General features: G+C 61.9%; 26 protein-coding genes. 9 read left to right on the top strand and 17 right to left on the bottom strand.

The features are described from left to right. Window positions 1-92: 92 nt before the first annotated feature. The 7 genes from VJ698_RS01895 to VJ698_RS01865 all read right to left on the bottom strand — a co-directional run bounded on the left by VJ698_RS01895 (window position 93) and on the right by VJ698_RS01865 (window position 6,877). Entirely contained in the window at window positions 93-863 is a 771-nt protein-coding gene (locus tag VJ698_RS01895; RefSeq protein WP_324100961.1) for a hypothetical protein, read from the bottom strand. A gap of 4 nt (window positions 864-867) precedes the next feature. Next, complete coding sequence (gene serC / locus VJ698_RS01890) at window positions 868-1,971, bottom strand: 3-phosphoserine/phosphohydroxythreonine transaminase (RefSeq protein WP_324100960.1); 1,104 nt, start codon at window positions 1,969-1,971, stop codon at window positions 868-870. A gap of 2 nt (window positions 1,972-1,973) precedes the next feature. Next, a complete protein-coding gene (locus VJ698_RS01885) occupies window positions 1,974-2,480 on the bottom strand; it encodes a urate hydroxylase PuuD (RefSeq protein WP_324100959.1) in 507 nt (168 codons plus the stop codon). Between the two features lie 106 nt (window positions 2,481-2,586). Then, window positions 2,587-3,732, bottom strand: coding sequence for a pyrroloquinoline quinone biosynthesis protein PqqE (gene pqqE, locus VJ698_RS01880; protein WP_324100958.1), 1,146 nt, complete (start codon window positions 3,730-3,732; stop codon window positions 2,587-2,589). Window positions 3,733-3,890: 158 nt separating this feature from the next. After that, window positions 3,891-4,820, bottom strand: coding sequence for a prolyl aminopeptidase (gene pip / locus VJ698_RS01875; protein WP_324100957.1), 930 nt, complete (start codon window positions 4,818-4,820; stop codon window positions 3,891-3,893). A gap of 18 nt (window positions 4,821-4,838) precedes the next feature. Continuing rightward, window positions 4,839-5,486, bottom strand: coding sequence for a response regulator transcription factor (locus tag VJ698_RS01870; RefSeq protein WP_324100956.1), 648 nt, complete (start codon window positions 5,484-5,486; stop codon window positions 4,839-4,841). Next, window positions 5,483-6,877 carry an ATP-binding protein gene (locus VJ698_RS01865; protein ID WP_324100955.1) on the bottom strand — a complete coding sequence of 465 codons (1,395 nt, stop codon included), beginning with the start codon at window positions 6,875-6,877 and terminating at the stop codon, window positions 5,483-5,485. The genes VJ698_RS01870 and VJ698_RS01865 overlap by 4 nt, the downstream gene beginning before the upstream one ends. Before the next feature lie 424 nt (window positions 6,878-7,301). On the opposite strand from VJ698_RS01865, the gene pqqB reads away from it, so the two are divergent. Genes pqqB through pqqD form a run of 4 tightly spaced genes read left to right on the top strand, consistent with a single transcriptional unit; the run spans window position 7,302 to window position 9,523 of the window. Then, window positions 7,302-8,228, top strand: a complete 927-nt coding sequence (gene pqqB / locus VJ698_RS01860) for a pyrroloquinoline quinone biosynthesis protein PqqB (protein WP_324100954.1) — start codon at window positions 7,302-7,304, stop codon at window positions 8,226-8,228. Window positions 8,229-8,230: 2 nt separating this feature from the next. Continuing rightward, complete coding sequence (pqqC, locus tag VJ698_RS01855) at window positions 8,231-8,983, top strand: pyrroloquinoline-quinone synthase PqqC (protein WP_324101016.1); 753 nt, start codon at window positions 8,231-8,233, stop codon at window positions 8,981-8,983. Continuing rightward, window positions 8,898-9,167 (top strand): pyrroloquinoline quinone precursor peptide PqqA, encoded by a 270-nt coding sequence (gene pqqA, locus VJ698_RS24560; RefSeq protein ID WP_414691083.1) that lies wholly within the window; start codon window positions 8,898-8,900, stop codon window positions 9,165-9,167. The genes pqqC and pqqA overlap by 86 nt, the downstream gene beginning before the upstream one ends. 59 nt (window positions 9,168-9,226) lie before the next feature. Continuing rightward, window positions 9,227-9,523, top strand: a complete 297-nt coding sequence (gene pqqD / locus VJ698_RS01850) for a pyrroloquinoline quinone biosynthesis peptide chaperone PqqD (RefSeq protein WP_324100953.1) — start codon at window positions 9,227-9,229, stop codon at window positions 9,521-9,523. A 100-nt stretch (window positions 9,524-9,623) separates the two neighbouring features. On the opposite strand, the gene VJ698_RS01845 is transcribed toward pqqD, so the two are convergent. The 4 genes from VJ698_RS01845 to VJ698_RS01830 form a co-directional block, all read right to left on the bottom strand. Then, on the bottom strand, window positions 9,624-10,268 hold the full coding sequence (locus VJ698_RS01845; protein WP_324100952.1) for an alanyl-tRNA editing protein: 645 nt from the start codon (window positions 10,266-10,268) through the stop codon (window positions 9,624-9,626). A gap of 108 nt (window positions 10,269-10,376) precedes the next feature. Then, a complete protein-coding gene (locus VJ698_RS01840) occupies window positions 10,377-10,721 on the bottom strand; it encodes a cupin domain-containing protein (RefSeq protein WP_324100951.1) in 345 nt (114 codons plus the stop codon). A 154-nt stretch (window positions 10,722-10,875) separates the two neighbouring features. After that, window positions 10,876-11,388, bottom strand: coding sequence for a TspO/MBR family protein (locus tag VJ698_RS01835; protein WP_324100950.1), 513 nt, complete (start codon window positions 11,386-11,388; stop codon window positions 10,876-10,878). After that, complete coding sequence (locus VJ698_RS01830; protein ID WP_324100949.1) at window positions 11,385-11,771, bottom strand: VOC family protein; 387 nt, start codon at window positions 11,769-11,771, stop codon at window positions 11,385-11,387. The genes VJ698_RS01835 and VJ698_RS01830 overlap by 4 nt, the downstream gene beginning before the upstream one ends. A 426-nt stretch (window positions 11,772-12,197) precedes the next feature. Here VJ698_RS01830 and VJ698_RS01825 point away from each other — a divergent pair, with 426 nt between their 5' ends. The 5 genes from VJ698_RS01825 to VJ698_RS01805 all read left to right on the top strand — a co-directional run bounded on the left by VJ698_RS01825 (window position 12,198) and on the right by VJ698_RS01805 (window position 15,472). Then, window positions 12,198-12,758 (top strand): TlpA family protein disulfide reductase, encoded by a 561-nt coding sequence (locus VJ698_RS01825; RefSeq protein ID WP_324100948.1) that lies wholly within the window; start codon window positions 12,198-12,200, stop codon window positions 12,756-12,758. A 73-nt stretch (window positions 12,759-12,831) separates the two neighbouring features. After that, window positions 12,832-13,959: a transglutaminase domain-containing protein gene (locus tag VJ698_RS01820; RefSeq protein WP_324100947.1), complete on the top strand. Its 1,128-nt coding sequence runs from the start codon at window positions 12,832-12,834 to the stop codon at window positions 13,957-13,959. Next, window positions 13,959-14,363, top strand: coding sequence for a mercuric transporter MerT family protein (locus tag VJ698_RS01815; protein ID WP_324100946.1), 405 nt, complete (start codon window positions 13,959-13,961; stop codon window positions 14,361-14,363). Before VJ698_RS01820 ends, VJ698_RS01815 begins: the two co-directional genes overlap by 1 nt. Before the next feature lie 9 nt (window positions 14,364-14,372). Continuing rightward, complete coding sequence (gene merP, locus VJ698_RS01810) at window positions 14,373-14,663, top strand: mercury resistance system periplasmic binding protein MerP (protein ID WP_414691081.1); 291 nt, start codon at window positions 14,373-14,375, stop codon at window positions 14,661-14,663. 158 nt (window positions 14,664-14,821) lie between these two features. Beyond that, on the top strand, window positions 14,822-15,472 hold the full coding sequence (locus VJ698_RS01805; RefSeq protein ID WP_324100945.1) for a nitroreductase family protein: 651 nt from the start codon (window positions 14,822-14,824) through the stop codon (window positions 15,470-15,472). A gap of 31 nt (window positions 15,473-15,503) precedes the next feature. On the opposite strand, the gene VJ698_RS01800 is transcribed toward VJ698_RS01805, so the two are convergent. The 6 genes from VJ698_RS01800 to VJ698_RS01775 form a co-directional block, all read right to left on the bottom strand. Next, the gene (locus VJ698_RS01800) at window positions 15,504-15,881 is read right to left on the bottom strand and encodes a hypothetical protein (RefSeq protein ID WP_324100944.1); all 378 of its coding nucleotides are present in this window, start codon (window positions 15,879-15,881) and stop codon (window positions 15,504-15,506) included. Between the two features lie 109 nt (window positions 15,882-15,990). Continuing rightward, the gene (locus VJ698_RS01795) at window positions 15,991-17,238 is read right to left on the bottom strand and encodes a multidrug effflux MFS transporter (protein ID WP_324100943.1); all 1,248 of its coding nucleotides are present in this window, start codon (window positions 17,236-17,238) and stop codon (window positions 15,991-15,993) included. 23 nt (window positions 17,239-17,261) lie between these two features. Next, a complete protein-coding gene (locus VJ698_RS01790; RefSeq protein ID WP_324100942.1) occupies window positions 17,262-18,170 on the bottom strand; it encodes a CoA ester lyase in 909 nt (302 codons plus the stop codon). A 67-nt stretch (window positions 18,171-18,237) separates the two neighbouring features. Further along, window positions 18,238-19,011 carry an IclR family transcriptional regulator gene (locus VJ698_RS01785; protein ID WP_324100941.1) on the bottom strand — a complete coding sequence of 258 codons (774 nt, stop codon included), beginning with the start codon at window positions 19,009-19,011 and terminating at the stop codon, window positions 18,238-18,240. Between the two features lie 168 nt (window positions 19,012-19,179). After that, on the bottom strand, window positions 19,180-20,214 hold the full coding sequence (locus tag VJ698_RS01780; protein WP_324100940.1) for a TRAP transporter substrate-binding protein DctP: 1,035 nt from the start codon (window positions 20,212-20,214) through the stop codon (window positions 19,180-19,182). Between the two features lie 105 nt (window positions 20,215-20,319). Then, window positions 20,320-22,257: a TRAP transporter large permease subunit gene (locus VJ698_RS01775; RefSeq protein WP_324100939.1), complete on the bottom strand. Its 1,938-nt coding sequence runs from the start codon at window positions 22,255-22,257 to the stop codon at window positions 20,320-20,322. Window positions 22,258-22,496 lie beyond the last annotated feature (239 nt).

Below are 22,496 nucleotides of genomic sequence, written 5' to 3'. Positions count from 1 at the left end.
GCAAGGCGAACCTGCCCGCTCAAATAACGGCGTGATGCAGGTACAGATCATACAATTTCTTCTTCCACATCCAAAGCCTTGCACGGCGTCAATTAAATGAGTTGCTGTGCTGACGTTGTGGTGCGCCCCAGTGCAGGCAGGCATGCCGCACCGAGTTCCGTGAAGACCCTGTGCACCTGCACGCCGTCTGCCCCGGCCGCATGCGCCGCGCGCGCGTCATCAGCATTTCGTATGCCGCCCACGGCAACAAGACCAGCTTTGCCGTGCAATCGATCGGCGAGCAGTCGCAGCCGATCGAGCCGGTGGGCGCTGTCGGGAAGCACCGCGATGATCGCGTCGAAACCTTCGGAGACAGCCGTCTCTGCAAGCGCAAGCGGAAACGCGTCGTCAACACCGAGCGGAATCTTGAGCGTGACGGCGACATCTCGCCCCTGTTCCGATTGACGCACGGCAGCGACAGTTGCAAAGGCATACCGCAGGAGCGGTAGGTGCGCCGTGTTGAGCAAGGATTGATAGCGGCGAGCACTCAGATTGAAGCAAGCGTAATCGGCAATAGCTCGCGCGCCACGAAACCCGGAAGCCCACTCGTCGGGAAGAGCGGCTGGTGGCCCGCTGCTGCTCATGCCGATGCCGATGCCGACACGCGGTTTGTCAGTCAGGCGCGGCGAAAGTGACGCGAGGCGTGAGACCAGCGCAGCGAGGCCGGAATTGTGGCCCTCCTCCGGCTGCGGCGTAACGGTGCCGAATTCAACGCTGTCGAATCCTGCGGCAAGCAATTCGGCTGCGCGGCTGCCATCCTTGTCGATGCCGCCGGCCAGCCCCAGCCGGCAAGGCCATGATCGCTTCCTCATTCTCTCAATCATCCACTCATCCATTAGACTGCCTGAATTCCTTCATGAAGTCGATCAGTGCGCCCACACCCGCCAGGGGCATGGCGTTGTAGAGGCTCGCCCGCAGGCCGCCGACGTGACGATGGCCGCGCAGGTTTGTCAGGCCAGCCTGTTCCGCATCGATCAGGAAGCGTTCGGTCAAGCTGTCGTCCGCCAGATGAAAACGCACATTCGTCATCGAGCGATGCGCGACGAGAATCGGCGCGGTGTAGAAGCCATCGCTGCTGTCGATCGCTTGATACAGCAAGGCGGCCTTGCGCCGGTTGGTTTCCGCCATGGCTGACAGTCCACCCAATTCCGCGATCCACTCGAAAACCAGTGCCGCGAGATGGATCGCCATGACGGGCGGCGTGTTGATGCAGCCATCCTGCTCGGCCTGCAGGCGATAGCAAAGGGGTGACGGCGCCGACTGCGCGGGACGCCGCAGCAGATCTTCGCGCACAATGACGACGGTCATGCCGGAGGGGCCGATATTCTTCTGCGCACTGGCATAGAGGAGACCGAAGCGCGAGATATCGAGCGGCGCGGAGAGAAAACAGGACGTGACGTCCGCCACCAATGGAACCTCACCCGTGTCGGGCCATGCAGGATAGGCAAGGCCGTCCACGGTCTCGTTTGCGGTGATGTGGCAGTAGGCGCATCCCGTCGGCACATGCCACTTGCCCACGGCTGGCGCGGCGAGGGCTTCTCTTCCATCGTGCCTGGCGATCACGCTGACCTCGGCAAAGCGTGCCGCTTCCTGCATGGCGCGTCGCGACCAGTACCCGGAGTCCGCATACGCAGCCGTTCGCAGGTCGGAGTCCGGGTCGAGGAGATTCAACGGCACCGCAGAAAACTGCTGCATGGCGCCGCCGGCCAGAAAGAGCACGCGATAGTTCGCAGGGATTTCGAGCAGTTGAGTCAGACGCTCACGTGCCGATTCCAGCACGGCACGAACGGCGGTGCCGGTGAACGGCCGCTCGATGGCTGTTGCGCCATCCGCACCGCGCCGGAACAAGACATCACCCGCGCGGGCCAGAACGGCATCCGGCAGCCGGGCTGGTCCGGACGCGAAATTCCACACCGCGCTGGGCGAAGACATTATCATCCCCCCAGCACGCCGCCATGCGAGCCGCCGGCCATGAAGAACAACAGCGGGATCGACAGCATGGTATTGGTGCGCGAAGACAGATGCGTGATCCGCGAGCAGCGCAGCCGTTCTTCCACCGTTGCGGACTTCAGGCCAAGGACCTTCTGCTGATGCGGCCAGAGCACCAGCCACACATTGGCCATCATCAGCGTGCCGAGATAGGCGCCGATGCCGATGGGTGCCAGCGCGCCCTGCAATCCGAACGCGCCGCCTAGCCACCCGCGCTGCCAGAGCATCAGGACGCCGGCGCACCAGGCGACGACAGACGCCCAGCGGAAGAAGCCATGCTCTCGGTTCAGCAATGTCTGGAAACGCGGGCTGCGGTCGTCGGTCAGGTCGGCGGCAGTCAGCGGCTGCCAGGACGGCCGCTGCACGACGCTCGAATAGTTGTGTCCGATCCAGATGATGCCGGCGATGAAATGCGTCCAGCGCAGCAGGAGGTCGAAGGGAATGCTATTCATGCTTCATGCCTCATAACAACAGCAGCCGGACCAGTGCAACGAGCAATGCCGTCAGCATCGCGCCGAGCAGTATCGTGCCGGTTGCCGTATCGTAGGGATGGCGCATTTATTCCTCCATGAAGGCAGTGGATACCGCGGCGCTGGTACGCTTGAGCAGCGGCTTGCGAAACCGGAGTGGGCGCACCACGTCCTTGACGGCTTCCTGCACGAGGTGGTGATGCGGCGAGCGACTGCAGGCCGGATCGGTATTGGTCGGATCGCCAGTCAGCAGGAAGGCCTGGCAGCGGCAGCCGCCGAAATCCTTTTCCTTTTCTGAACAGGAGCTGCATGGCTCGGGCAGCCAGTCGAGGCCGCGGTATTTGCGGAACAGCGGCGATTCATGCCAGAGCCAGGACAGCGGCTTGTCGCGCACCGACTGGAAGTCCAGCCCCGGAATCACGCGCGCTTCCTGGCACGGCATGGCCACGCCATCCGGTGCGATAGTCAGGTGGATCGCGCCCCAGCCGTTCATGCAGGCTTTCGGGCGGCCTTCGTAGTAATCGGGAATGACGAAATAGATCGTCATGCTGTCGCCCAGTTTCTTGCGCCAGCGTTGCACGGTGGCTTCCACTTCGCGTACTTCGTCCAAGCTGGGCATCAGTTCCTCGCGGTTGACCAGCGCCCAGTTGTAGTACTGCAGGTTGGCGAACTCGATGTATTCGACGCCGATCGACGAGGCGAATTCGCACATGGCATCGATGTCGCGAATGTTCTGCTTGCACACCGGCATGTTCATCACCATCGGGAATCCGTGTGCCTTGATCAGGCGCGCGGCCTCCAGTTTGAGGGCGTGCGCCCTAGCGCCGACCAGTTCGTCGGTCAGCTCCGCCCTGGTCGATTGCAGCGACAACTGCACCTGCTTGAGGCCGGCTTCCTTCAAGGCGATCATGCGCGCTTCGGTGAGGCCGATGCCGGACGTGATGAGATTGGTGTAGTAGCCGAGGCGGTCGGCGCAGGCGACCAGCTCTTCCAGGTCATCGCGCTCCAGCGGTTCGCCGCCCGTAAAGCCGAGTTGCAGTGCGCCGAGGTCGCGGCCTTCACGCAATACGCGTTTCCATTCCTCGGTTGACAGCTCATGATTCGCATAGTCCTTGAAGTTCAGCGGGTTGTTGCACCACGGGCATTTCAAGGGGCAGCGGTAAGTCAGTTCCAGGGTCAGCCACAGCGGCTTGCCGTCGCCGTCCAGGCTGACGCCGCGAGATTCCTTCGGCATGATTGCATCCTTTCGTCTCCATCGCAGCGGTGCGGAAAGCCCGCTGTCTTGCATGCATTGTGGATCGACGGGAAAGGCGGCGCGACGAGAAGGCGCGGAGATGGGCATCGCGCTTTTATCGGGTTCGGCCTCGCGATTTTCTGGAGAACCGGATTAGCTCAGAAATCGGCAGCTGCCGCCACGGCCTCCAGCATCGCGACGCAGGTGCCGGCCATGTCTGCGGCAAGGGCGTTGTGCCCGCCGGTCTCGACATAGCGCATTACCGCATTCGGCAGGGCGCGCTGCAGACGCGCGGCGGCACGCGGCGGACAGACTGTATCGCGACGGCCCTGCACGATGCAGACAGGAAGATGGCGCAATCGTGCACAGGCGGCGAGCACATCGGCGACATCGGAGAAGCAGGCATTGGCAAGGTAATGCCCTTGGATCATGGTCTTGGCGAGACGACGCGCATCCGGCACGTCTGACAACGGCGGCTCGCCCATGAGTGCGCGCTCATAGTCGAGCCAGCGACGGGCGGCGGCGGTATCGCCGGCCAGCAGACGCGACGTGTAGGCACGCAGCAGGTCACCGCGTTCTTCCTCGGGAATGCCGTCGGCGAATGCCTGCCATGCATGCGGCGCTGCGCCTTCCGCATCGTTCACGTAGCGCCGCAATTCTTCGTCGGAACCGAGAAAGATACCGCGCAATACCAGTCCGGCGACACGCGACGGATACCGACCGGTGTAGACGAGCGCGAGCAGGCTGCCCCAGGAGCCGCCCAAGACGATCCAGCGTTCGATGCCGAGTGAGGTACGGATGCGCTCGATATCCTCGACAAGATGCGCGGTCGTGTTGCACTTCAGGCCAGCCAGCGGCGTGCTTCTGCCGCAACCGCGCTGATCGAACAACACCGCGCGAAAGCGCGTCGGGTCGAAGAAGCGACGGTGTTCGACGGAACAGCCGCTGCCGGGGCCGCCGTGCAGAAACACCACCGGTATGCCATCGTGCCGCCCGCATTCTTCGACATGCAGGACATGTCCGTCGCCAACCGGCAGTTGTTGCGTGCGGTACGGCGTGGACGGCGGGAAGAGCGGATCAGGTATCACGACGGAACGCTATGCGCCTTAGGCCTCCATCAAGCCGGAGCGCATTGCGATCACCGCAAGCTCGGCGGCATTGCTCGCATTGAGCTTCTGCTTGATGTGGTACAGGTGCGTGCCGACAGTGCTCGCGCTCAAATGGAAATCCTGCGCGACCTGATTGACGGAACGCCCCTGCGCCAATTGCAGGAAGACGCTGAATTCCTTCTCCGTCAGTGCATCGGCAGGATGGGCGGCGCCTGAAATCTGTGCCAAGGCCACTTGCTGCGCCAGTTCCGGATCGAGATAGCGCCGCCCCTGGCTCACCTGGCGCACGGCCTGCAGGAATTCCTCGGGCAGGCAGCGCTTGCTCAGGTAACCGACCGCGCCGGCTTTGAGCGCGCGCACCGGGATGAGTGCGTCCTGGTGCGCGGACAGCATCAGCACGCGCGCGCCGGCATGACGTGCTGAGAGGCGTTCGAGTGCGGCGAGCCCGCCGAGGCCCGGCATCGACACATCCATGACCAGTACGTCCGGATCCAGCTCGGCGTAGAGACGCAATGCCTCTTCGCCGGTGCTGGCTTCACCGGCCACCACCGCGCCTGCGCCTTCGAGCAGCAGGCGAAATCCCATGCGCACAATGGCGTGGTCGTCGGCAAGCAGGATCTTCTGGCCCGAAAGGGATAGGCTCATTTTGTTTCCTCCAGTGGATGGCATTTCGTGAGGGGAAGGCGCACGCACAGGCGCGTGCCGCCGTCGGCCACAGTGTCGAAGCGAAGTTCACCAGCCAGGGCGGCGGCACGCTCGCGCATGCCGGCGAGGCCGAGCCCGCAGCCGGGTGATGATGTCGGCGCGGCGAAACCGCGGCCGTTATCGGCAAGGACCAGTTCCAGCCAGACACCGTCGCTGGCTTCCAGCCGCCGCAGGGTAATCTCCACCCGCGTCGCCGCCGCATGGCGGACCACGTTCGTCAATCCTTCCTGCGTGATGCGAACAAGCGCCTGGATGATGCCGTCGCTGATGGGAGCATTGCCGCCGGCGAGCTGCATGCCGAGACGGATATCCGGATACTGCTGCTGCCAGGCTTGCAGGTAGCGCCCCAGCGTGTCGTCTGCGCTGGCGCCAAGGCTGCCCTGCTGGTGGCGCAAGCGCTGCAGGATGGTGCGCACGCCGTCCTGCATCTGGCCGGCGACGGTGAGGATGCTTTGCGCAGGGGCATGCAATGCCGGCTGGTCCACCGTGCGCTGCATGATCGCGCCGGCAAGCGCGCGCACGGCGGTGATTCCCTGCGCCAGCTCATCGTGCAGTTCGCGGGCGATGCTGCGGCGATCATCTTCGATCCGGGCCTGCAAGCGTTCGTTCAGTTCACTCTCGCTGCCGAGCCGCACGTTGTCATTGACCGCTTCCACGAGGCGATCGGCCATGCCGTTGAAGGCCTTGGCGAGACGGCCGAGTTCCGGCTCGGGGAAGACGGGCAGGCGGGTATCGAAGCAGCCGCGCCCGGTGCGATCAAGCGCCGCCATGACCTGCCCGAGCGGGCGCAGCGCGCGATCGAGTGCATGGCGAACCGTAAAGAACAGCACAGCAAGCAGGACGCCGGCCCAGCCCGCCATCGTGCACAGATCGTCCCACGCATCCAGCGTTGCGCGTGAGGCGTCCGGATGGAGGATCACTGTCAGTTCACCCGCGTCGACGCGGCGCGCCGCGAAACCGGGCTCAACCACGGCAGCGAACCAGCCGGGGGCAGCGCGGCCAGCCTTGTAGGTGGGCCCCGGCGACAGGTAGCGACGAGTGCCGGCGGCATCGACGACCTCCAGCGCGTTGGCGCGGATCCGGCCCACGTCCCGCAGATGGGCCAGCAGCCGCTCGCTGTTCCATCCGTCTTGTCCGGCATGCAACTCGCGCGCCGATACGGTCAGCCACTGTTCCGCGACGCGCGTGGCGGCTTCCACTTCCTCGCGGATGCCGTCCCGGGTCTGCTTCAGCCACAGGCTCCCCAGCGCCAGAACGAGCGCGGCGGCAAGGGCCGTCAGCACGAGGCTGATGCGGGTGTGCAGGCGCATTTCATCTGGTCGCAACGTCATCGCGGCACTCACTCTTTATAGGGCTCCGGGGTTGGTAATGCCATTCAGTGAATACTATTTTTCGCGTCGTCCCCGCGAAGGCGGGAACCCATGTTGATTCTCTGGAGCTGTCTCCCTATGGATCCCCGCCTTCGAGGGGACGACATTCTTGCGCAAGCAGGTTTAACTGAACGGCATTACTCGGGTGTTCGGGCCTTCCATCAACGCAAATTTCACGCCACACCCGGAGAAGGGCGCGTGCGTGGCGCTGATACTGCGCACCGCAGGTCTTCGTCCCATGACGCAACACCTGTCACTGTCCAGAAATCGAACAAGTTGTACCAAAGTGGAACACTCGCCTTGACGATCAACTCCAGAAAACCATGATCACGCTTTCGTGAATCTCCGCACGCGGCCTGGCAACCGCCGCACCCATACTGGACGCATGAAACTGCTCGTACTTGGCTCTGCCGCGGGTGGCGGCTTCCCGCAATGGAATTGCAACTGCCGCAATTGCGACGGCGTGCGCAAGGGGACGGTGCGCGCGCTGCCGCGCACGCAGTCGTCGATCGCCGTCAGCACGGACGGCCGCGACTGGGTCCTGTTCAACGCCTCGCCGGACATCCATGCGCAGATCCGTGCCAATCCTTGCCTGCAGCCGGGCAGAGGGCTGCGCGATACCGGTATCGCGGGCGTAGTCCTGATCGATGCGCAGATCGACCACACCACCGGCCTTTTCATGCTGCGCGAAGGCAGGCCGCTCGATATCTGGTGCACGCCGCAGGTGCAGGAAGACCTGAGCACCGGCAATCCGATTTTCCATGTCCTGTCGCACTTCTGCACGGTGCGCTGGCAGCCGCTGCAGGTGACGCCACCGATTGCCTTCACCGTGCCGGCCGCGCCGGGCCTGCGCTTCACGCCCGTGCCGCTGGCGAGCAAGGCGCCGCCCTATTCGCCGCACCGGCATGACGCGCACGCCGGCGACAACATCGGCGTACTGATCGAGGAAACCGCCACCGGGAAAAAGATTTTCTACGCACCCGGCTTCGGTGCCATGGAGGATCATCTGGAACCCTTTATCGGCGACGCGGACTGCGTCCTGCTTGACGGCACCTTCTGGACCGACGACGAAATGATCCGTATGGGCTTGTCCGCCAACACTGCGCGCGGCATCGGACACCTGCCCCAGAGCGGACCGGACGGGATGATGGCCTTGCTGTCGCGCTACGACAAGCCGCGCAAGGTGCTCATTCACATCAATAACACCAATCCGATCCTGGACGAGGACTCACCGGAACGCGCAGAACTGACGCGCGCCGGAATCGAGGTCGCGTGGGACGGAATGCTGATCGACACGGGAGACATGCAATGAAGATGAATGACATGCGGCCATGGACCGAGGAAGAATTTGAAGCACGGCTGCGCGCCATGGGCGAGCGCTACCATATCCATCATCCATATCAGGTGATGATGCACCGCGGCCTGCTCAGCCGCGAACAGATCCAGGGGTGGGTGGCGAATCGTTACTATTATCAGATCAACATTCCGATCAAGGACGCGGCGATTCTTGCCAACTGCCCGGAACGTGAAGTGCGGCGTCACTGGGTGCAGCGCATCCTCGACCATGACGGCTTCAATGGCGAGGACGGCGGCATCGAGGCCTGGATCCGGCTCGGCATGGCAGTGGGCTTGTCGCGCGAGACGATCGTTTCGCAGGTGCTGGTGCTCCCCGGCGTGCGCTTCGCCGTTGACGCCTATGTGAACTTCGCCCGCCAGCGCCCCTGGCAGGAAGCGGCAGCGGCGTCGCTGACAGAACTGTTCGCTCCGACCATTCACCAGTCCCGCCTCGACTTCTGGCCGAAACACTATCCATGGATCGAGCCGGAAGGCTACGACTATTTCCGCCGCCGCCTGAGCGAAGCGCCGCGCGACGTCATCAATGGACTGCGCATCACGCTCGGGCACTTCAATACGCGCGAGCTGCAGGAGCGCGCGCTGACCATCCTGCAATTCAAGCTCGACATCCTCTGGTCCATGCTGGATGCGATGCTGCTCGCGTATGCCGATGTGCAGATCGAGGGCTGGGGCGCATACAAGCCAATGGGAGCGGATGCTGCGCGATCATGATTTTCATGAGCGGCTTCCGGCAAAAGCCTGCTGTTGCGTCCCGTCGGGGATGCCGATAATCAGTCAAGGGGCGGCATGTCGCCGCCTCGTTCAACAAAGGAGACTTGTCATGACTTGGGAAACCCCCGCTTTCTGCGAAATCCGCCTCGGCTTCGAGGTAACCGCCTACGTCTACGTGCGCTAAGCGGCCTGCCGGGCGGCGAACGCATGCCGCCGCCGCCCGGCGCCGCAGCCCCTGCTGCCATGACCACCACCGCAACAGAAACCTCAACCAGCGGCCAAGCTTGTCCGAAGCTCTCGCCGCACTTCGTCTTTCGCTGGGAGAACAGCCAGAACGCCTACATCCTGCTGTATCCGGAAGGCCTGATCAAACTCAACCCGTCCGCCGGCGAGATCCTGAAGCGCTGCGACGGCAAGCAAAGCGTCGACGCCATCATCGCTGACCTGCAGTCGGCATTTCCCGATGCCGCCGGTGAAGTCGCGGAAGGTGCGCGTTCATTCATCGACATCGCGCGCAGCAAAGGCTGGCTGCGCTGCTGATTTTTCGGCGGCGGGTATTCGAAAGCGCCACTTGCGGGCGGCGCGGATGACCGAGCGGTGAAACGGCAGGTGATAACGACTCGCTGGTTGATCCGGCCTTTCACTGCTCACAAAGAAAGATTTCAACCCGCTCCTTGCCCTTGCCGATGTTGTTTCTCTTCAGCCTGATCTGGCCAATCTCGCCGGTAGAGCGGACGTGCGTGCCACCGCACGGAACCTTGGAGAAACCTTCAATCTCCCAATATCGCCGTTCATTCTCAACATCATCGAAACCGGTGCGAATCTCCCTGTCCGAGGAGATGATCTTGTTGGCTCTTTCGGCGATGGAAGGGAGGAGCGGAGCGATGCTTTCCGGCCATGCGAAATCAATCCGCGCCTTGTCTTGCGCGATGTGTGCACCCACCTTTTCCACGTCGTTCAGCTCTTTGTAGAACAGTTCAAGAACCAGTTCTGCGGCGAAATGAAGCCGCATCAGTCGATAGCGCCTGCTCCAGTCAATTTCAACCAGCACGGATTGGCCGACCTGCAGCCCATGATCGAGCGGAAGTGTGTATTTGATGCACAAACCTTCCTTCCTGGCGGAAGTAACTGGCAGCCCTGCAATGGTGCCCTGATCACTTTCCTGGCCGCCGGAGAAAGCAAAGAAAATCGTCGACTCCAATTCGATGTCGCAGCCTTCGACTGCCGACACAATGGTCTGATGAGTACTTGCATATGCATCGTCCCAGAATGATTTTTTTGTCACATGGATCTCTTGGAGGAAATGGTGCCGAGACGTTCATTCTGACATACGAGTGCTTGCAAGACGCGATGCCGGCATCCCCCAACATGCATCTGGACGTCGGACCTGAGCTTACTCTTGCCTGACTATATCGACCGAGATCTCCACTGCCGGAACCGTTCCCCGGTTCTCAAGCCAGTGCGTGGTATTCCTGTCTTCCGGCCAACCCACGCCTGGCCCGTAGTCCGTAGCGACACCATTTCGGTGATCGGTGATCGTTCCTTGCAGTATGTAGACGGTGCCGGGCCTGTCTATGTGATTGTGAACCGGGCCGAAGACGCCCCCGGGCTCGATAGTCACCATGCGCATTCGAAGCTGGCGGCCCTCCATGCCTTCGATCTCGGGGCCAAGGTCAACCGTTGCAAGTAACTTCACCGTCACGCCGTTCGTCTCAGGTGCCACTTGTTCGTTGCTCATGGTGATCTCCTTTTGGTTCGTACTTTGGTGCGTACCAACCCCAACGCTCGCTCGGTGGAGAATGCAAGTCTCCGCGTGATTCGGTCAAGGCAACGTACACCATTTCATCTGCATATGCCTTGACGAATGACGGCCAGACTGCCGAACCTGTTGACTACAAGAGACCTGGATTGGACTGCCAGACCGACCACGTGAGTGCTGATGCGAAAGCCACCCACAACAGATATGGCAACAGCAAGAGTGCGGCAAGACGGCTACTGTGCCAGAACGCCCTCATCGTAAGAGCAATCATTGCCAACAAGAACAATACTTCCATCGCCGCCAGCGCACCCCGATGCCACGCAAAGAACAACCACGACCACAGTGCGTTGGCCGCAAGCTGAACAAGGAACAACGCCAATGGTCTTCGACCGGGCCGCGACCGCCAGACCAACCACGCGGAAATTCCCATCAGCAAGTACAGCAGCGACCACACCGGGCCGAAGACGCCCGCAGGCGGAGCCCATGCCGGCTTGATCAACTGAGCATAGAAAGCCTGCGCGTTGAGCGAGGCAAGTGCCCCGATCGCCGCAGCAGCGAATACAACCAGCAGCCATCCGGTCAGGCCGATCAGTTGATGCGAGATGGAGCGTGATGTCATGGGGCGAGTTTTGGTCTGGCGTTTCACTTTGCAACGGCTGCCGGGTCTGCCTCGATAAGCCCGAACTTCAAGCCGCCCGGCTCCGCGCAGGTGGCGTACCACCCTATACCGGGAATGGGCGTGCGCGATTCCACTATGCTGCCGCCATTGGCAACAACGAGATCAAGAGCATTGCTGAGACTTGCCACAGGGATGGTTACCTGCGTCATAGGCCGCCCCTCACTCAGCGACGCATCCTTGACGCTTCCGATGCCACCGTCGATACCAGGTTCGCTGTCTGGACCAGCCTGGATTCGATAGTACTCATACGGCATCTCGAACTTCTCGAAATGCCAGCCCAGGACTGCCTCGAAGAATGCCCTCGCGCGAGTAATATCGGAAACGCTTAGATCGAAGTAGGTGGGCTTCATGATCGAAAGGCCTCTCAACGTGCGCAGGGAATGGTCGCTATGTGGCGCCTGCCGTTCCATCTAGACAGATAACGCCGGTCTGATCATCCATACCCGCTGTTCACTAGTCCTGGGATGCTGATCTGGCGCAAGTGCTCGCCGCGTGGTTGTTTTGATAATGAACTGCACACCACACCAAGTCCTGAAAAGCGATACAAAGCAGATCAGCTTTCTTGCCCTTACAACAATATACGAAAGCACAGGTACTGCAAGGACCGACCTCTGCCACATTCTTTGCCACATCGAAAAACAGTTTGCCGCCCGCCCAATTGCCCCCCCCAAAAACCACCTTCCAGCATAAGGTCATTCCGCACGATGCACCACGGAGCAAAACCCGCATCTGCTATCATTTCGTCTTTTCCAGCTCCGAATCCGCCAAGAAGTGTCATGCCAGCAAGGGCCATACGTATTCGCCGTGTCGTCTTTGCGCTGACGTTCGTTACGGCCGCGATCTCATGGCAGCCATCATGGGGCAAAGAGCCTGCCCTGCAGCGCTGGCCGAACGGCACGCCGACGCCTTCGCTGGCACTGCGCGACCCCGATGGCCGGGAATGGAAGCTTCAGGACCTGCGCGGCAAGGTGATCGTGCTGAATTTCTGGGCAAGCTGGTGCGCTCCCTGCGTCGACGAGATTCCGCTGCTCAATGAATTAGCAGGCGATTCCTCGCTGGCGGGGAAAGTGGCCGTCCTCGGCGTCAATTTCAAGGAATCGGCGTCGACCATCCAGCGCTTTTCGCACGAGCACCAGTTCGGTTATCCGATCCTGCTGGACAAGAGCGGAGACGCATTCAAGAAATGGACGAGCGGCGTGCTGCCAACCACTGTACTGATTGATCGCAATGGACGCGCCCGCTGGCGCACAGTCGGTGAACTGGAGCGGACGGATTCCAGCCTGAAGGGCGCCATCGAAAAACTGCTCAACGAGCAAGGACAGCGCAGGCCGAAATGACATCGACGCTGTCAGGTGCTGATGCCGTCGCTGACGAAATTCGCAGAACATGAACAACGCAGGATTGAACAACATGAAAGACATCGACATGACAACGATTTCCCGCCGAACACTGTTGAAAGCCGCATCCGGCGCACTGCTGCTTGGCACCGTGCCGAAGGCGGTGCTGGCGCAGGTGCAGACTGAACGGCATTTCAATCCGCGCCCCGGCGACTGGCGCACCTTCGAGATCGTCACCCGCGTGAACCTGCAAGCGTCCGGTGCGCCCGCGAAGGTCTGGGTGCCGCTGCCGTCGGTCGACACAGACTGGCAGCGTTCGCTGTCGAGCGCGTGGACCGGCAATGGCAAGGTAATGCAGATCGGCACCGACAGCCACTACGGCGCGAAGTACCTGGTCGCGGAATTCGACGGCTCGGCAGCGCCCGTGTTGGAAGTGACCTCGCGCGTACAGACCATGAGCCGCGCGACGGACTGGTCGAAGCCCATCGCCGCGCACGAAGATGCCGACAACCTGCGCCAGTGGATGAAGCCGACCGACCTGATGCCGCTCGACGGCATCGTCCGTCGTACGGCGCGGCAGATCGTTGCCGGAGCACGCTCCGATGAGGAGAAGGTCCAGCGCATCTATGACTGGATCATCATCTCGACCTATCGCGAACCCAAGGTGCGCGGCTGCGGCACCGGCGACATCAAGGCGATGCTGGAGACAGGCAATTTTGGCGGCAAGTGCGGCGACATCAACGGCCTGTTCGTCGGCCTGTGCCGCGCGGCCGGCGTGCCAGCGCGCGATGCCTATGGCATCCGCCTGGTGCCGAGCGCATTCGGCTATCGGGAACTCGGCGGCAATCCGGCATCGCTCAAGAGCGCGCAACACTGCCGCGCCGAGGTCTACCTGCGCAAGCACGGCTGGGTCGCGATGGATCCGGCGGATGTCGGCAAGGTGATGCGCCTTGAAACCGCCACCTGGATCAAGGACCCGGACAATCCCGTGGTAGCTCCCGTCAGGAAGGCCTTGTTTGGCGGCTGGGAAGGCAACTGGATGGCCTACAATTTCGCCCATGACGTGCGCCTGCCCGGCTTCACGACCGGGAAAGTCGGATTCCTGATGTACCCGCAGGCCGAAGTCAACGGCGAAGCGCTCGATCCGCTCGATCCGGACTCCTTCAAGTACACGATCAGCGCACGCGTCGTCTCCGCCTGATGATCCCTGAACCGATGCTCGACAACCCGACTTCCATCAAAGCTGCCAATGCGCGGCCCCGCAAGAACCTGAGCACGGGACTGATGGCGCTTGCCGTCGGGTCGTCAATCATCGCATCCACCTGCTGCGTGCTGCCGCTGGTGCTGGTGCTGGTCGGCATCACCGGCGCATGGATGGTGAACCTGACATCCCTGCGGCCAATCACGCCCTTCTTCACGGCGATTTCGATCGGCGCACTCGTGTGGGCAGGTGTGCTTGTGTTCCGGCCGTCACCTGCCTGTTCGACAACTGAAGGCCCGGCCTGCGACAAGGCCCGCCCGGTTACCAAAGCGATCTTCCTGGCCTGCGCCGTCTTCATCGGCCTGCTGCTGCTGTTCCCACTGTTTGCGCCTTATTTCTACTGATCTGCCATCATGAAGAATCCAGCTTCCCTGCTGCTCGCCGCACTGCTCTGCTTGCCGCCATTCGCGCTGGCGAAAACGCAGACCGTGTCGCTCAATGTGCCGACCATGGATTGCGCCACCTGTCCGATCACTATCAAGGCTGCGCTGCTCAAGGTTCCTGGCGTCAGCAAGGCGAAGGTGAGCTATGAACGGCGCGAGGCACTTGTCGTGTTCGACGACAGCAAAGCCAGCGTCGATGATCTCAAGAAGGCAACCTCGGACGCGGGGTATCCTTCGATGCTGAAAACGCCGCTGAAGTAATCCGGATTCAATCCCGAAGCGCTGCCCGGATGCGCCTGCAGCGCAAGGGCAAGCGACGAAATCCCGCGCCTATTTCCACTGTTGCGCCCTGTCAAGATGCTCGCTGCGCAGTGGACTAGCCTTGATGTACATGATCCTGCATCAGGGAAGGGACGGCGATGAATACCTTGACCAAACTGGCACTCGGCATGATGGGAAGCTTGCGGCCCAAACCCGCGCTCGGCGAATCGGAAGCTTCGATTGTCCTGCCCGAACCGGCGAAACATGGCGGGCTCCCGTTGATGGAAGCCTTTGCAGCGCGCCATTCATCACGCGAATTCTCTGCGAACGCCTTGCCCCTGGGCCTGCTCTCCGGCATGCTCTGGGCGGCCTACGGGATCAACCGCGCCGACGGCGGACGCACTGCGCCATCTGCATTGAATGCGCAAGAGATCGATGTGTTCGTGGCGCTGCCATCGGGTGCGTATCGCTACGATGCTGCCGCACATGCACTGCGACTGGTCGCGGGCAGCGACCTGCGGCGGGTGACCGGATACCAGGACTTCGTCGATGAAGCACCGATGGATCTGGTCTATGTCGCCGACCACGCGCGCATGCGTCTCGTGCCGGCGGAACAGCGCACTGCGTACGCTTATGCGGCGGCTGGCGCCATTGCGCAAAACGTCTACCTGTTCGCCGCGAGCAATGGCCTCGCCACCGTGATTCGCGCCTGGATCGACCGCACCGCAATCGCCGACGCGCTCGGCCTCACGCATGATCAACAGGTCTTGCTGTCGCAAACGGTGGGATTTCCCAAGGCCGTTCGTTAGACCGGCGGCGCAGTGCCGCAGCCTGCGAGCACTAGTGCTGCGACTTCCGGAACAGCCCGGACACGACAAGCGCAATACCCGCGACGATGAACAGGATCGGTAGCACGCCGCCCGGTATCAACACGCCGGCGCCGTACTGGATGCTCAACAGTTCGACGACACCCCAGGCAAGGAACACGATCCCGATGATCATCCAGAACCGTTCCACGGGCAACGCGAAATATTTCCGCGCCACCTGCCCGCCAACGATGATGATGCCCACGCCGATGAGCCCGATTCCCCAGCTGATATTGGCGAGAAAAGCCACCCCCATCCAGATCAGGAAAATGCCCCAGCCTACGGCGTCGATCTTCTGGAGCAAGGCCTGTTTGCTGTCAGTCAATTGGTCGTGACGAAGTTCAGCCATCATCCACCTCCCCGGTTGCCGAGAGTATCTGACAACCAGTTTAGGCAGCATGCCGGCCTAAGGTCCTTCATTGACCCAACGGTTTGATTTTCCGCAAACCCGTCAGTCCATGTCAGCCCTTTGCGCGACGAAGAACGCGCCAGGAAACCATCGAGGCAATGCCCGCTCCCAGCAGGATGATTCCCATCGATGCCGCCGAACCGGAAGGCATGGTGGTGATGAGCACGCTGCCAGCCGACCCGGCGCCCATCCTCAGGCAACTGATGAGTGCCGCGCCGGAGCCGACCAGCAGGGGCGCGGCGCTCAGGCTGCCCATGGTGGCACTCGGTGTGACCAGGCCATTGCCCGCGCCAAACAGCAGCATGGGTATGCCGACAAACCAGGGCGATGGCACGAAGCCGAGCGCCAGCACGGTAACGAGCAGGCCGGACGCGATGAAGAGCAGGCAGCCGGATTCGATCAGCCGCGACTCATGCACGTACAGCGCAAGGCGGGCCGAAGTGAACGTACCCATCAGGAATCCGACCGCCGGCATGGCGGCGAACAAGCCGTAATCGGCAGGTTCCACGCGCATGAGGCGGATCAGCAAGACCGGACCCTCGGTCTGGAAAGTGAACAGGCCGACGGAGCCGCAGATCACCGGCAGCGCGTAGGCCATGAATTTGCGCATGCGCATCAAGGCGAAATAATTGGTCATCATCGACCATGCGCCGCCGATATAGCGCTTCTCCGCCGGCAGCGTCTCGCCGAAGCGCAGCACGGCAAGCGCCGACAGCGCAAAGGAGAGCAGCGCCACGATCAGGAAATTGGCGCGCCACCCGAGCAGTTCATGGACATATCCGCCGAACACTGGCCCGAACATCGGCGCAATGGAGACGGCCATCGCCACCTGTGCAGACGCTTTCGCCGCAGCGGCGCCGTCGAAGGCGTCGCGCACCATGGAACGCGACAGCACGACGCCGCCGCTGGCGCCGATGCCCTGCACCAGGCGCGACACGAGCATCAGGTCGATGTTGGGAGAGAACAGGGCGCCGAAACTTCCGAGCGTAAAGACGAAGAGCAGCACCAGCCCGACACGTCGGCGCCCGAAGCGGTCGCTCAACGGGCCGATCAGCAGGGCGAAGATGGCCATGGCGGCGAGGTAGACCGACACGGTGAATTGCACCGGCTGCGGCCCGACGCCGAAGTCGACCGCCATCGCCGGGATCGATGGCATGTGCACCGAGGAGGCGAACAGGCCAAGCGCCGGCACCAGGCTGATCATCCACAGCGGCGGCGCCGGCAATGCCGGCCGGGGCTCGGGTACGTCCGCTGTCTTCTTCGCCGGCGTTGCCGCCCGGCTTCCGTGCTGTGCGTCCACGCGCCGCCGTTCGCCTGTGCCGATCAGGCCGCGGCCTGATCCGCCTGCAATGCCGCGATCGCGTCAGCAATGGCGATAGTGTCGCGCGCAATCGCCGCGTGCAGCAGTTCGACCATCTTGCCGTCCACCTGCAGCACGCCCTTACCGGCGTTTTCCGGGCGGTCGAAGGCGGCGATGATACGGCGTGCGTTTTCCACTGCCTCCGGGTCAGGTGAGAAAATGCGGTTGCATTGATCGACCTGGGATGGATGGATGACCGTCTTGCCGTCGAATCCCATTGCCCTGCCCTGCTCACAGACACGCGTCAGCCCTTCGGAATCGGCAATGTCGTTGTGCACACCGTCGAGGATGCCGAGCCCATGAGCGCGGGCGGCATTCAATGCGGCACCGAGCGCATACAGCATGGGCGTGCGGTCCGGCGTATGCTGCGCGCGCAACTCTTTCACCAGATCGTTGGTGCCCATCACCCACACGCTCATGCGTGAGGCACTGTTCTCCGCATGCTGTGCGATCGCATGCAGGTTGAGGATGCTGAGCGGTGTCTCGATCATGCACCACAGCTGCATCGATGCCGGGGCGCCGGCTGCCGTCAGCATTTCCTCGGCGCGCTCGACATCGCGGCGGCTATTAATCTTCGGAAAGAGAATGCCGCTGATGCCGAGGCTGATCACGGCGCGCAGGTCGTCCGCGCACCAGGGCGTGTCCAGGCCGTTGACCCGGACGATCAGTTCGCGCTTGTCGGCCTTGTGCTGTTGCAGGAAGGCGGTGACGTGCTGCCGTGCCTCCAGCTTGCTGTCGGGCGCCACGGCGTCTTCCAGGTCGAGAATGAAAACGTCTGCCGGGACCTGCCTTGTTTTCTCCATGGCGCGCGGATTCGCGCCCGGGGTGTACAGCGCGCTGCGGCGTGGCTTGTTGCGTTGTGTCGGGTTCATTGTTATTGAAAGTGAATGGAACGGATGGATTGGTAAAGTCGCCGCGCTCTGCAACCGCAGTTTCGCGTCATGCGGATCGCCTGATGCCGAACTGTGGCTGCAGCGCTTCCTGCAGCATGTCGATGACTTCCTGTTTTTTCTTCAGCAGGCGCGACATCGGTGCGCCGATCCCCAGGCCCATCGGCGGCTGCCCGGGGCTTTCAGGAAGCAGCATGGCAATTACGCCGGCGCCGTGCGTCACCGTGCCCTGGCTGATGTAGTAACCATCGCGGCGGCAGCCCTCGATGTCTTTCATCAGGTCCGCAAACTTGATCCGGTTTTCCGGCACCTCTTCGGTGGCGTTGATCCGGGTCAGCAATGCTCGGATCTCCTTGTCGGACTTGGTGCTCAACAGCATCTTCCCGATCGCGGCACGCGCCAGCGGGCGCAAGGTTCCCGGCCGCACGAACAGGCGCAGCGGCGAGGCGGACTGGATGCTGTGGATGTACTGCACGTAGATGTCGTTCTGCAATCCGAGGATCACCGTCAGCTCGGAGCGCTGCTGCAGATCGACCATCAGGCGGAACAGGTTGCCGTCGCTGTACATGCTTTCCTGCACCCAGTTCCCCATGAAGGCAACACGCAGGGTCGGGTTGAACTGCCGCGAATAACGGTCGTAGCTCAGGTAGCCGAGGCTGCGCAGGCTCTCCATCAAGGCCGAGGTGCTCGACTGCGGATAACCGAGTTCGCGCGACACCTCCATGACCGTTGCGGGCGCCTGCCGGCCCGCGAAGAATTCGAAAATCTCGAGTACACGCCTGGCCGACTTGACCACCGAGTGGGAGGGCTTTTCTGCGTCCATGCATTCTCTCCTGCGCTAGCCAGGTAATCAGATCCTGCATCATGGCTCGTCGGCGGAGCCTGGATGGCGCATCGTGATGCAGGAAGTCGGCGCGCCCAACGATGATTTCCCGCGCAAATCATGCCGGCGGGAACCAGCAGCCGTTTTGCGGGCTGCCTGCAGCTCATATCACGGGTTGCGCGTGGCTTCCACGCGCTCAAGCAGGACATCGGCATCTTGCCCGGCACGTTCCTTGAACAGCTTGACCTGCGGCGGCATCATGACCTTTCTCCAGCGGTCCAGCTCAGCCGGTTCGACCTTGTACACCACGTTGCCCGGAACTGCCGCCAGCTTTTCCCATGCCTGCGCGTCCGCCGTCTGTGCGGCCTTGCGGCACCATGCTTCGGTTTCCTTGCCGGCGGCGGTGAGCAGATCCTTGACGTCCTGCGGCAGGGTGTTCCACCACTTCAGGCTAACCACAGTGCCGAAGTTGCCATAGCCCTGCGAGCTGTTCATGTCGTACTTCGCGACTTCATAGAGTTTACGCGAAATGAAGCTGCTCGGCCCGGTGATGGCGCCGTCGATCGTTCCCAGGCTCAGGCCCTGGTAGACTTCGGCCGAGCTGATCAGGCTGCTGGCGCCCCCCAGGGTTTGCACCTGGATAGTGTTGTACTCGGTGCTGGCGCGGATCCGCATGCCCTTGAAGTCCTCCATCGTCTTGAGCGGCTTGTTCGTGATGTAGGTGCCCTCGCCATAGTCGATGGTATTGAGCAGATGGACGTCCTTCTTTGCCATCGCCTTCGCAATCACGTCGCGAATCTTGCCGTCGTCCTGCGCCCGATAGAAGTGGTCACGGTCGTGCCAGTTGCCAGTCAAATCGAAAATCGCCATCTGCGGCACGAGCCCGCTCCACTGGCCAAGATTGGCAATGGCCATTTCCAGCGAACCCTTCGGAATCACGTCGACCAGGTCCACATCCTTGTAGAGTTGGCCGGCGGGATACACCTGCACGGTGATCCGGCCCTTGCTGCGCTCCTCCACCAGTTTCTTGAAATATTCCTGCGCCTTGGTGATATGGTGCGCAACCGGCAGCGTGCCGGCAAAACGGATCATGATGCGCTTGCCGTCCGCGGCATGTGCGGCGATCGACGGAATGCCGAGGCAAAGGCCGACGGCTGCGGCCATCATCTTGAGCTGCGTCCGGCGATGTGTATTGGTTTTCATGTCAAGTCTCCTTCCAGGCTGAAGTGGTTTATAACGCGCACGGCAAGACCGTCGTGCCCTCTGCAGTGTGTGCATCCTTGTCCACGATGGATGGTGCAAGGATGTTCATTTGTACCCCATATTGCCCGGCAACCATGTGGACAAGGGCGGATAAACTGCCACGAGAATGGCAAACAGGGTGATCAGCACGATGAACGGCACCGCCGAGGTAATGACCGTGCGCATCTGCGTTCCCGACATCTGGCGCAGCACGAACAGGTTCATGCCGACCGGCGGTGTGATCAGCGCCAGTTCCATGTTGACCGTCAGGAAAATGCCGAACCATAGGCCGCTGAAACCCATGCCGGTGACCAGTGGATAAAGAATCGGCGTCGTGATCAGCAGGACCGAGACGACTTCCAGCATCATGCCGAGCACGCCGAGGATGACCATCAGCGATGCAATCACGAGCCACGGCGGCAGCTGGTTGTCAACGACGAAGGCCGTTGCGAGCTGCGGCATCTGCAGCTGGGTGAAGATCGCGCCCATCGATGCGGCACCGATGATGATCGCCATGATCATGGAGCTGCTCTTGGTACCGTCCACCATCGCCCTGTTCATGCTGCGCCAGGAAAAGCGGCCGGTGACCACGTTCACGAACAAGGCATAGACCAGCACGGCGGCCGCCGATTCCGTGGCGGTGAAGATGCCCGAGTAAATGCCGCCGAGCACAAGCACCGGCGCGAACAGTCCCCACACGCCCTTCCTTAGTGCTTTGCGCCGCTCGTCCCAGGAAGCCTTCGGCATCTTCGCGCCGCCGGTGCCCGACTTGATGTGGGCATAGGCGCAGTATGCGGCAAGGATCACCGTCAGCAACAGGCCGGGAACGACACCGCCCATGAACAGCGCGCCGACCGATTCGTCGGTGATGCTGGAATAGATGATCATCGGTCCGCTCGGCGGAATCAGGATGCCGAGCGTGCCGCCGGCGGCCAGCGAGCCCAATGCCAGCTTCATGTCGTAGCCATTCTTCAGCATGGCGGGCAAAGCGATCGAACCGATGGTGGCGACGGTGGCGACACTCGAGCCGGAAATGGCCGCGAAGATCGCACAGGCCACGATGGACGTAATGACGAGCCCGCCCGGCAAGTGACCGATGAACTTCGACACGACCTCGAACACCTCTTCACCGATGCCGCCCGAAGCCAGAAGATATCCCGACAAGACAAACAGCGGCAGCGCGACGAGGGTGAAATCGCCGGAGCTCTTGTACCCCATGAAGGCGACCTGGCTCAGCGAATCGAAGCCGCCGAAGACAAAGAAAAAACCTGCCGCGCCGACCAGCCCCAGCGCGGCGAAAACCGGCACGCCCCCGAACAGCAGGACGACCAGCAGGAGGATGACGCCCCAGATTTCAGACACTTCGTTGAGGACATACAAGGACACCGCCAGGCTGGCCAGCAGTACGATCAGCGGCAGGAACTGACCACGTTCGGACGGCATGCTCCGGACCCTATCGATCGTCTTTGCCGCGACGCGGATGGCCTGCAGGACCAGGATGGTAGTGCCGATGCCCAGTCCGAGCTGGACGATCCATACCGGGAAATGCAGCAAGTTGGGTGTTGCCTGCTTCCGTTCCCAGGACTCCCACACCATCTGCCATCCGAACCAGGCGAAGATCGTCACATACAGCAGGACCATCGCATTGCCCGCCAGGTGCAGGATTGTCTTGGCACGTGGCGCGAGTGAATGTGTACAAACGTCCACCTCGATATGGCTGCCCGACTTCAGGCCGTATGCCGCCGTCATGAAGCAGAACCAGGCAAGGATGTAGGTACTGACATCCGTCACCCAGATGGTGGGCGCCTTGAATGCAGACCGCATGAACACTTCATACAGCACAAACAGCCCGACGAAAAAAACCGCCCATCCGCTGATGATGCCGGCAACGTCGGTAACCCAGTCGATCGCCCGCCACAGAATGAACTCGTTCTTCTTTTCCGGCACAAGCGGCCGCGCAGCGGACTGCGCTGACGGCTCCATCACCGAGGCGTCCATCTTCATTGCTCGTCTCCTGTCTGGGTTATCGTTGCATTTCAGCTGAATCACTGCGGAATGCCTTGTGCCGGCACTTGCTCCGGAGCGCCCTGGTGGTTTGTTTTGCAATTGGTTGGACTAACAAAAGCGATGGATTTTTGCATCAGGCCAGGCGCCAACCGCAGCGATAGTGGGACTATCGCGAGGATTGGCAACGCCGCATGATGCGAAAAGACGCGCTTTTGTGTTCAATCAATTGCAAAACA

Origin of the sequence: Noviherbaspirillum sp. (genome assembly GCF_035254685.1) — a bacterium.
In the GTDB taxonomy this organism is placed as follows: domain Bacteria; phylum Pseudomonadota; class Gammaproteobacteria; order Burkholderiales; family Burkholderiaceae_D; genus Noviherbaspirillum.
The sequence above is the reverse complement of the archived record's forward strand: the minus strand, read 5'-3'. Positions and strand labels throughout refer to the sequence as shown.

Excerpts from the sequence above, each read along its gene's own strand:
- VJ698_RS01790 (WP_324100942.1), bottom strand. The coding sequence starts at position 18,170 with ATGAACCCGACACAACGCAACAAGCCACGCCGCAGCGCGCTGTACACC.
- VJ698_RS01820 (WP_324100947.1), top strand. The coding sequence starts at position 12,832 with ATGAAAGACATCGACATGACAACGATTTCCCGCCGAACACTGTTGAAA.
- VJ698_RS01870 (WP_324100956.1), bottom strand. The coding sequence starts at position 5,486 with ATGAGCCTATCCCTTTCGGGCCAGAAGATCCTGCTTGCCGACGACCAC.
- VJ698_RS01815 (WP_324100946.1), top strand. The coding sequence starts at position 13,959 with ATGATCCCTGAACCGATGCTCGACAACCCGACTTCCATCAAAGCTGCC.
- serC (WP_324100960.1), bottom strand. The coding sequence starts at position 1,971 with ATGTCTTCGCCCAGCGCGGTGTGGAATTTCGCGTCCGGACCAGCCCGG.
- VJ698_RS01865 (WP_324100955.1), bottom strand. The coding sequence starts at position 6,877 with ATGACGTTGCGACCAGATGAAATGCGCCTGCACACCCGCATCAGCCTC.
- VJ698_RS01885 (WP_324100959.1), bottom strand. The coding sequence starts at position 2,480 with ATGAATAGCATTCCCTTCGACCTCCTGCTGCGCTGGACGCATTTCATC.
- pqqC (WP_324101016.1), top strand. The coding sequence starts at position 8,231 with ATGAATGACATGCGGCCATGGACCGAGGAAGAATTTGAAGCACGGCTG.
- VJ698_RS01780 (WP_324100940.1), bottom strand. The coding sequence starts at position 20,214 with ATGAAAACCAATACACATCGCCGGACGCAGCTCAAGATGATGGCCGCA.
- VJ698_RS01805 (WP_324100945.1), top strand. The coding sequence starts at position 14,822 with ATGAATACCTTGACCAAACTGGCACTCGGCATGATGGGAAGCTTGCGG.
- merP (WP_414691081.1), top strand. The coding sequence starts at position 14,373 with ATGAAGAATCCAGCTTCCCTGCTGCTCGCCGCACTGCTCTGCTTGCCG.
- pqqE (WP_324100958.1), bottom strand. The coding sequence starts at position 3,732 with ATGCCGAAGGAATCTCGCGGCGTCAGCCTGGACGGCGACGGCAAGCCG.
- VJ698_RS01785 (WP_324100941.1), bottom strand. The coding sequence starts at position 19,011 with ATGGACGCAGAAAAGCCCTCCCACTCGGTGGTCAAGTCGGCCAGGCGT.
- VJ698_RS01775 (WP_324100939.1), bottom strand. The coding sequence starts at position 22,257 with ATGAAGATGGACGCCTCGGTGATGGAGCCGTCAGCGCAGTCCGCTGCG.
- pqqB (WP_324100954.1), top strand. The coding sequence starts at position 7,302 with ATGAAACTGCTCGTACTTGGCTCTGCCGCGGGTGGCGGCTTCCCGCAA.
- VJ698_RS01830 (WP_324100949.1), bottom strand. The coding sequence starts at position 11,771 with ATGAAGCCCACCTACTTCGATCTAAGCGTTTCCGATATTACTCGCGCG.
- VJ698_RS01825 (WP_324100948.1), top strand. The coding sequence starts at position 12,198 with ATGCCAGCAAGGGCCATACGTATTCGCCGTGTCGTCTTTGCGCTGACG.
- VJ698_RS01840 (WP_324100951.1), bottom strand. The coding sequence starts at position 10,721 with ATGAGCAACGAACAAGTGGCACCTGAGACGAACGGCGTGACGGTGAAG.
- pqqA (WP_414691083.1), top strand. The coding sequence starts at position 8,898 with ATGCGATGCTGCTCGCGTATGCCGATGTGCAGATCGAGGGCTGGGGCG.
- VJ698_RS01895 (WP_324100961.1), bottom strand. The coding sequence starts at position 863 with ATGATTGAGAGAATGAGGAAGCGATCATGGCCTTGCCGGCTGGGGCTG.
- pqqD (WP_324100953.1), top strand. The coding sequence starts at position 9,227 with ATGACCACCACCGCAACAGAAACCTCAACCAGCGGCCAAGCTTGTCCG.
- VJ698_RS01800 (WP_324100944.1), bottom strand. The coding sequence starts at position 15,881 with ATGATGGCTGAACTTCGTCACGACCAATTGACTGACAGCAAACAGGCC.